General features: G+C 47.7%; 9 protein-coding genes. 1 reads left to right on the top strand and 8 read right to left on the bottom strand.

Annotation, left to right across the window (positions count from 1 at the left end):
- Positions 1 to 39: 39 nt before the first annotated feature.
- Positions 40 to 2,730 carry a YhgE/Pip domain-containing protein gene (locus RUMCAL_RS00205; protein ID WP_021680322.1) on the bottom strand — a complete coding sequence of 897 codons (2,691 nt, stop codon included), beginning with the start codon at positions 2,728 to 2,730 and terminating at the stop codon, positions 40 to 42.
- A 297-nt stretch (positions 2,731 to 3,027) separates the two neighbouring features.
- Here RUMCAL_RS00205 and RUMCAL_RS00210 point away from each other — a divergent pair, with 297 nt between their 5' ends.
- Positions 3,028 to 3,642 carry a TetR/AcrR family transcriptional regulator gene (locus RUMCAL_RS00210; protein ID WP_040646262.1) on the top strand — a complete coding sequence of 205 codons (615 nt, stop codon included), beginning with the start codon at positions 3,028 to 3,030 and terminating at the stop codon, positions 3,640 to 3,642.
- Positions 3,643 to 3,867: 225 nt separating this feature from the next.
- Here RUMCAL_RS00210 and RUMCAL_RS00215 read toward each other — a convergent pair whose 3' ends face one another.
- The 7 genes from RUMCAL_RS00215 to RUMCAL_RS00240 form a co-directional block, all read right to left on the bottom strand.
- Positions 3,868 to 4,590, bottom strand: coding sequence for a PoNi-like cognate immunity protein (locus tag RUMCAL_RS00215; RefSeq protein ID WP_021680325.1), 723 nt, complete (start codon positions 4,588 to 4,590; stop codon positions 3,868 to 3,870).
- A complete protein-coding gene (locus tag RUMCAL_RS15230) occupies positions 4,568 to 4,732 on the bottom strand; it encodes a hypothetical protein (protein WP_021680326.1) in 165 nt (54 codons plus the stop codon). The genes RUMCAL_RS00215 and RUMCAL_RS15230 overlap by 23 nt, the downstream gene beginning before the upstream one ends.
- 2 nt (positions 4,733 to 4,734) lie before the next feature.
- A complete protein-coding gene (locus RUMCAL_RS00220) occupies positions 4,735 to 5,073 on the bottom strand; it encodes a hypothetical protein (RefSeq protein WP_021680327.1) in 339 nt (112 codons plus the stop codon).
- Between the two features lie 155 nt (positions 5,074 to 5,228).
- Positions 5,229 to 5,576 (bottom strand): hypothetical protein, encoded by a 348-nt coding sequence (locus RUMCAL_RS00225; protein ID WP_021680328.1) that lies wholly within the window; start codon positions 5,574 to 5,576, stop codon positions 5,229 to 5,231.
- A 135-nt stretch (positions 5,577 to 5,711) separates the two neighbouring features.
- On the bottom strand, positions 5,712 to 6,227 hold the full coding sequence (locus RUMCAL_RS14190; protein ID WP_021680329.1) for a GNAT family N-acetyltransferase: 516 nt from the start codon (positions 6,225 to 6,227) through the stop codon (positions 5,712 to 5,714).
- Between the two features lie 15 nt (positions 6,228 to 6,242).
- Positions 6,243 to 6,890, bottom strand: a complete 648-nt coding sequence (locus RUMCAL_RS00235) for a zinc-ribbon domain-containing protein (protein WP_040646265.1) — start codon at positions 6,888 to 6,890, stop codon at positions 6,243 to 6,245.
- 5 nt (positions 6,891 to 6,895) lie between these two features.
- Entirely contained in the window at positions 6,896 to 7,459 is a 564-nt protein-coding gene (locus tag RUMCAL_RS00240) for a DUF5662 family protein (protein ID WP_040646267.1), read from the bottom strand.
- Positions 7,460 to 7,613 lie beyond the last annotated feature (154 nt).

A 7,613-nucleotide genomic window follows, 5' to 3' on the forward strand; every position in this document is an offset into this window, starting at 1 on the left:
GTCAGGCGGGCTTTATGCAGTGTTTCCTTAGTGTTTCCTTTATGCCTGAACCGGAGTGCCGGAAATTGCTTTTTCAGCAACTTCCACTTCAGATTCCTGTTCCTTCTTGGCACGCTTACGGAAGCCCGCCAGCAGCAGTCCTGCGAATACCACAGCGATCACTGCCAGAACCACACAGTCGGTGGTGATGTCCAGACCGGACGCGATACCGCTGCGGAAGCCGTGAACGGTATAGGTGAACGGCATGAACGGATTCAGTACCTGATAGAACTTATCGGACAGTTCCAGCGGATAGGTACCTGCACAGCCGCTCAGCTGGAGCACCATGAATACCAGCAGGATAAAGTCGCCGATAATGTCGAGGAAGAAGTTGACGCAGTATTCCAGTGTCAGGAATGCGATAGAAGCAAGGCATGCAATGATCAGTGTCTTGCCCATGTATTCCGGCTGGAAGCCGTTGATCCACGACAGGCACAGGATCATCAGTACTGCCTGCAGCAGTCCCATTGCCCACAGCTTTGCCAGCGTGAGAAGCCATGCCTTTCCTGCCTTGCGGTTACCGATCTTCTGATGATACGGCGACAGCATAACGCAGAATGCCAGACCGGATACCCACAGACCAACGGACATCATATATGCTGCCATAGCATTGCCGTTTGTGGGAACGGCGGTTTCATAGGTTTCGTTGGTCATCACCGGAGCCGAGAACATGTCATAGGTCTTGTCGGTGGTGTCGATGCTGTTGACTTCGTCCGCACCGTCCGCCAGAGAGGTCTGGAGTGTCACAGCACCGTTGGACAGCTGCACCAGACCGTCACCCAGTTCCACAGAACCGTCTGCCAGCTTGGAAGCACCGTCCTGAATCTGTCCGGCACCGTCCGTCAGCTGCGAAGCACCGCCTACCAGTGTCGCATTATTGGCTGCCAGTTCTGCTGTACCGTCGGACAGCTGAGCCGCACCGTTTTGCAGCTGTGAAACCGCATCGGTCAGTGTCGGCACGCTGTTTGCCAGCGTCTTGGCACCGTCATCCAGCGAAGAAGCACCGCCTACCAGTGCACCGGCGTTGGAGTCCAGTGTCTGCAAGCCGTCTGTCAGACTGGATACGCCGCCGGTATACTGAGATACGCCGGCTTCCAGTGTACTGCTGCCGTTTGCCAACTGATCCAGACCAGCTTCCAGAGTCTGAGAGCCGGGGATCAGCTGGGCATTCACTGCGGACTGTACAGACTGCAAGCCGCCGGACAAGGTGGAAATCGCCTGCTGTGCTCCCGGCAGTGCCTGATCTGCACCAGTTGCCAATGCACTGACGCTGGTTTTCAGCTGATCCATTGCGGCGGCAGAACTGCTGAGATCTGTACCCTGCAATGTCTGGGACAAGCCGGTCACCTGTGTGCCGATGTTCGAAACATCGGTTGCCAGTGCGGTCATCGGCTCTGAGAAGCAGCTCAGAAGCTGCTGCTGAGAAGCGGCATCCAAAGACTGGAACACCTCTGTCTGGGTCATTGTGGTCAATGCCGACTGCAAGCTTTGCAGCTGTGCACCGGCATCCTGAGCACTGGTGCCGATCGCAGTCAGGCTTGCGGTCAGTGCCTGTGTCAGTGCACTGGTATCCGGCATCGAAGTGTTTTGCAGCGTGGTGTTCAGGGTGTCAATGCCCTGCTGCAGCTGTGTCAGTCCGGCATTCAGCTGTTCCATCTGCTGGAGGTTCTCCGCAGAAAGGCTGCTGCCCAGACTGTCAGACAAAGTCTGCAAACCAGCGGTCATCTGTGCACTGCCGGCTTGCAGCTGTGCAGCACCGCTGGTCAGAGAAGCTGCACCGTTTTGCAGCTGGCTGCTGTTGCCGGACAAGGTCTGAGCACCGCTGTAAGCGGCAGCCACGCCGTCCGTATAGCTGTTGACACCGCTGGACAACGTGCCGGAACCGTCAGACAATGCCACTGCACCGTCTGCCAGTGTGCCGGCACCGCTTGCCAGCTGATCCATGCCGCCAGACAAAGTCTGAGCCCCGCTGTTGACAGTTGCCACACCGTCGGTGTAGGTTTGCAGACCGCTTTGCAGGGTCTTTGCACCGTCTACAAATGTCAGCGTACTGTCAGACAAAAGCTTCAGATTGTCGGTAATGGTGGTGTTGCCGTCCTGTAGATCGGAAACACCGTCCTTGATTTGCAGTGCACCATCTGCCGCATCACTCATGCCGTCGCCTACGGTTCCCATCTGATCGAAGATCGTTTCGGTGTACTCCTTGGTCACACTTTCGGAAACTTCCTTCTGGATCTTTGCCAGAGCCGTTTCGCTCATCTTGCTGGCGATGTAGTTGGTGCCGGGATTGGTGGCATATTGCAGTTCCATTTTCTTCGGCTCATCGTCCATGAGGGTGGAAGCATTTTCAGAGAAATCTGACGGAATGGTAATCACCATATAATATGTGCCGTCTGCAATGCCCTTTTCCGCCTTGTCTGCACTGACGAAGTGGAAATCCAGCTGGTCATTTTCTTTCAGCTTATCCACCAGTTCATCTCCGACGGCAAGGGTCTTTCCCTCATAGTCTACCGATTTGTCGTTGTTGACGACTGCCACCGGCAGCTGGTCCACGTTGCCGTACGGATCCCACATGGAGCCCAGAAACAGCGTGGTGTAAATGGTCGGGATCAGCACAATTGCCGCCATAGCGATACCATTGAAATGCCGCCAGAAAAAGTTCTGCTTTTTTCCGGAATCGCTCGATCGCATAAATACCTACTTCCTTTCTATTGTGAAACAAAGACTGCTTTCCCCGAATGCACAGTTTTGCTTCTCTGCGAGTGACGAAACACAGCTGTCTACAAAAAAGTTTTTGTCTACAAATAGAAAACTGTTGACTTTTCGTCCTGTATCTATTATAATATAAGGGAAGATAATTTGCAACCGTTGATTTTGCAAATTTCGCCTAGTAATAGACATCGTGTCTATTATGTGTTATGACAGCCCCGAATGTCATGACAAGGAAAACGATAAAAAGCATCTATGCTAGATAAAGGAAGATGTATCATGACAAATAATATCAAACAGGAACGGCGGTACCGCCGCACAGAGGCTCTGATCCTGAACGGACTGACTACCCTGCTCCAGCAGAAAAGCATCAAGGAAATCACAGTGCGGGAACTGGCAGATCTGGTGGACATCAACCGCTCTACCTTTTATCTCCACTATACCGACATTTACGACCTGCTGGAAAAGACAGAGCAGCGGCTGTTGCAGCAGCTGCTGGACGCGGTAAACCAGAACTGGACCTTGCCGGAAACGCCGAAAAACTTTTTCGCGTTTCTGGAACAGGCTTTCACCATTCTCTCGGAAAATGCACAGCTTTGTTCTGCCCTGATCGGACCGAACGGCGACATTGCCTTTTTACGGAACATTGAAAAGATGATTCGGGAAAAGGGCGTACAGACGCTGCGGTCATTTGCCCCCAGAGAACTGCGGGAACAGGATCTGCAATATGCCATTTCCTTCGCCCTCGCCGGCTGCATGGGACTGATCGAACACTGGCTGAAAAACGGATGTCCGGAAACACCGACCCACATGGCAGAACTGACACTGGTGCTCCTGCGGGAGGGAACAACTTCTATTGGCGTGCCAGAACTGGCACCGCATGCCCTGCATTGAGTATACGAAAAGCAACACCGAAACCTGCTATCACATTCCGATAAAAAGCCTCCGCCGTGCATGAAAAATTGCACAGCGGCGGCTTTTCTATTTCTTTCTATTTCTATATCCCAATTCTCTAATGTATTGCCGCTGATGATTTTCACCAGAAAGTGAAACACCAAAAACGCAAGACGCGAATCAGAAATATAGGATTCGACTTTAAACTGCTCGTTATTATCCATATTAGTCATCACCCCTATGTACTAAGTCATACGGATAATAGAGTTGTTCCTTTAATGATGAATCATCGAGTTCAAGTGCTTTAGCCAATGCCCCTGATTCAAAACTCCAATATCCATAATACGTTGTTTTTGTTGACTTATGAGAATCATGCCATGCACATTCTTTATGGATATCATACCATTGATTATCAAGATATGATTTCAATAATGCAATAGCATTTTCCTTATTTTCGGACTCAACAACATCCTTTAGTGATTCGTATGTGTTACTCCATTTAAAGTCTGGGTAATTTTCGCTGCACTTCTTGTCGATAAAACTCAAGAGAAAATCTACAAGGTAGTCGTGATAATCAGCTTCCCTTAGAAGTCTAATCAAAGCCGCTACATCCTCATTTTTTGAATCAATGTTTAAAAGTATTGCTAAGGAAAACACTTTAATTAGTTCGAAATAACTATTATCAGGTTCCCATGTTTTTACATAATACCGCAATAAACTAATGTATGTCTCTTTGATTTCATCGTCTCTAATTCCTGACGTATAAATCAAATTTATTCGATTCTGATAGATAGATGCAAGAATTCCGTACCCATTCTGAACACCTCGATCATTTTCACCTCTAGCCGCACATACTTTAGCCACCAATTCTTCGTAATGAGCAACTTCTTCATCAATTTTTGATAATTTTTCTGCAAAATATTCATCACTTTTTAGTATGCCACGCATTCATATTCCTCCATTGGTGTGCATCTGAGTTTTCCGGTTCTTTTTGTAACACTTCTTTTGAAAGAATAAGAGAAACTTCATATTGCCCTTGCAAAAAAGCTAAACGAGAATCTGAGATTAATACACTCGCATCAAATGGCATATTTATTCACCTTCTTCTAATAAAGCCTCCGCATCCATTTCAGCCTCAACTTGTGCAGCAATTTCGGCATATGATTCTAACAAGTTGTTTAGGAATTCAACATTAGTTTTTTGATCGTGTTCATAGATCACCGTTGATATCCCGTTACTATTCAATTCCGAGTTTATGGACAGTATTACTTCAATTCCCTGAGCATCAATGTAATCACATTCGTATAGATAATTACCCTCAGATACTATCGCCTTTATTTCTGAAATTGAAATGTCCCTATATTTCCTTATCGTTTTGGCAATAACTGCATTAAAATCAGATTTAGCAGCTTTAATTCCAATAAAGCCCATATTCCCTCCTAAAAGTCTAAAATTGTCTTAATCGGTTCTCGCTCTTGAAGGAAGAACTGATGCTGTCAACAGTGTCCTGTAAGTTACAAGTGCTACTGTCAACGCCCTGCAATATATTCTTCTTTCATATCAAGGTAATAGTAATCGTCCTAATATTACAGCCAGCCTTTAGCTTTCAAATATTTATCTGGTATTCTAAGTTCCAGTTCATCTTTTATTTTTGAAATATAATCTTCAATAACTGTATCAGAATAGCAATTCTTATCAGTTATTAACGGAATACATATGTTATTTCCAGCTTCAATATAACAACCAATAATATCAAGATTGTACTGAAATACAACATAAAAAAAATTATAAGCTGTAAAGCCAATTTTGAAACTATGATGATTTGGTTCATCAACTAAATCGTATATTTTACTTGATGAAATCCTGTCATTTAATATAGTCTTTAACACTGTACTAATATTAACAGCCATTAACTGCACTTCATTTAATTCCATACCAAAAATCTCCTATTTGTAAGTCCCAATTCTTTTTTATATTGTTGAGATGTATTGTTCTAAAAATATATGGATATATTGGTGAATTTTGATTTTCATTTTAGATGAGCAATACAGAACAGAATTGGGATATTTCTACAGTGTCATGATGTATGTTCGTTCTTCTGCCGTTTCTCCGGTCTGGGGATATGTGCGGCTGCCAGTTTCCGAAAAGTGCATGCCAATGCGTTGCATCACCCGTTCCGAGGCGGCGTTCCGTGCATCGCAGCAAGCAACCAATGTGCGATAGGGCAACTTTTCCCGACACCACTCCACCACAGCTTTCGCGGCTTCTGTCGCATAGCCCTTTCCGTGTGCATCTGCACGAAACAGCCAGCCCAGCATGCCCTGTTCCGGTGTCATGTACTCCAATGTGACCGTGCCGAGCAGTTCCGCTTTTCGCAGCACTGCAAATTCATACGTCTGTGGGAAAAGACTGTTCCACGCTTGGGCAGCATTCTGCAAAAACGTGTGCAGTTCTGCTTCCTGCTCCAACGGGTAGAACAGCATATACTTCGTCAGTTCGCCGTCCGCAGCAAATGTGCGGAATGCTGTAAAATCTGTCGGAGCCAACGGACGCAGCAGCAGGCGTTCGGTTTGTAGTATTGTCATGAGGTTTCTCCTGTTTTAAAGGTAGGCCGACATGGCAACCAGAAATACCGCGTCCATGCTGTACCAGCCGTTTTCGTATCGAAATACGATAAATTCCTCTTTTTCTGTCTGTTTGCCTTCGTCAGACTGATAGCGAACCTTCAGGTCAAACTGCACTGCCTTTTTGATCTCCAGATCTGCATCTTCTTCCAGATCAAAGTCAAAATAGTCGGAAAAATCGTCCCGATCCAATTTTTCCTGATCGGTAATGCTGACTTTGATGTCGTCATAGCCGCTGTAGTACTTGTCCAGATACGCCTGCACTTCCTTGAGCAGTTCCCGTTTGGTCAGGTCTTTTTCGTCCATGACTTCTTTCAGGTAGTCTTTCGGGACGGTGTCCAGCAGCTTCTTGGCATCACACTTTTCAATTGCCTGATAGTACTCCTTGACTACCTGTTTCGGTCCGCCGGTGCACAGGGAACCGATCAGCACCAACGCCAGCACAATGACGATCAGCACACAGATCACGGCAATGCCCAACCCTTTTCTGGTGAGCTTTTGTGAGCCGGCAGTGAACGAAGCACCACCATTTTCTGACGGGTTCACCTGCTGCTGTTTTGCCCCGCAAAACGGACAGAACAAGTCCCCTCCCTCAATCTTTTTCCCGCAGTTCTGACAAAACATTACGATCACTCCTTTTCGTTTTTCCGATCCTCTGCAACCATACGCCGCAATTCCGCAAAGGCAGCGTCCTCTCCCTGCTCCGCCAGCAGAGTCAGCAGCCGCATCAGTTCCCGTTCTGTGTTGGCGTGCAGCAGTCCCCGCTTGCGGGAAGTGGATTTCTGAAAATACGCCAGCGGACAGGTCTGGTCATAGGCATCTTTCATGTAGATCTTGCTGGCGGCAACTCTGTCACAGAACATCTCCGCCAGAAACCGCACCGGCATTTCCACCGGTTCCACTTGCTTGGTTCTGGGGTTATAGTCCGACCAGTACTCGAAATGGTGACGGTTCCGCCCCTTGTGGTGCATCCATGCCAGCGAATAGCCCAACGCCTCTCGTTCGGCTTCGTTGGGACTGCGTTTGCCGTCCTGATAGTACCGGACACCCTGCCAGAATTCTGTCGGGCTGTACTTGGACAAATCATGCCGCAGCCCCTGCCAGAAAATCCCCGCCCGCCGGCAGTGCCGCATGACAGTGTGCCGATGTCGGGTAATGGTACAGAAATGCCCCCAAAAAGAATGCCAGCCCATGGGAAAAACCTCCTGTTGCAGATGATACTTTTAGTGTAGCTTTTTTTGGGGGAAAAGTCAAGGCAGCCATGGCTCAAAGCTTGCACGTAAATTTTAGGAAACACTGAATAAAACTTGCAAGCAGATTGCGTGCAAAGTCGCCAGACGCTCTTTG

Source organism: Ruminococcus callidus ATCC 27760, from assembly GCF_000468015.1.
GTDB classification, from domain to species: domain Bacteria; phylum Bacillota; class Clostridia; order Oscillospirales; family Ruminococcaceae; genus Ruminococcus_C; species Ruminococcus_C callidus.

What these genes read in the sequence shown, in the direction of transcription:
- RUMCAL_RS00225 (WP_021680328.1), bottom strand. Translation starts at nt 5,576, where the DNA reads ATGGAATTAAATGAAGTGCAGTTAATGGCTGTTAATATTAGTACAGTG.
- RUMCAL_RS00235 (WP_040646265.1), bottom strand. Translation starts at nt 6,890, where the DNA reads ATGTTTTGTCAGAACTGCGGGAAAAAGATTGAGGGAGGGGACTTGTTC.
- RUMCAL_RS15230 (WP_021680326.1), bottom strand. Translation starts at nt 4,732, where the DNA reads ATGCCATTTGATGCGAGTGTATTAATCTCAGATTCTCGTTTAGCTTTT.
- RUMCAL_RS00215 (WP_021680325.1), bottom strand. Translation starts at nt 4,590, where the DNA reads ATGCGTGGCATACTAAAAAGTGATGAATATTTTGCAGAAAAATTATCA.
- RUMCAL_RS14190 (WP_021680329.1), bottom strand. Translation starts at nt 6,227, where the DNA reads ATGACAATACTACAAACCGAACGCCTGCTGCTGCGTCCGTTGGCTCCG.
- RUMCAL_RS00205 (WP_021680322.1), bottom strand. Translation starts at nt 2,730, where the DNA reads ATGCGATCGAGCGATTCCGGAAAAAAGCAGAACTTTTTCTGGCGGCAT.
- RUMCAL_RS00210 (WP_040646262.1), top strand. Translation starts at nt 3,028, where the DNA reads ATGACAAATAATATCAAACAGGAACGGCGGTACCGCCGCACAGAGGCT.
- RUMCAL_RS00220 (WP_021680327.1), bottom strand. Translation starts at nt 5,073, where the DNA reads ATGGGCTTTATTGGAATTAAAGCTGCTAAATCTGATTTTAATGCAGTT.
- RUMCAL_RS00240 (WP_040646267.1), bottom strand. Translation starts at nt 7,459, where the DNA reads ATGGGCTGGCATTCTTTTTGGGGGCATTTCTGTACCATTACCCGACAT.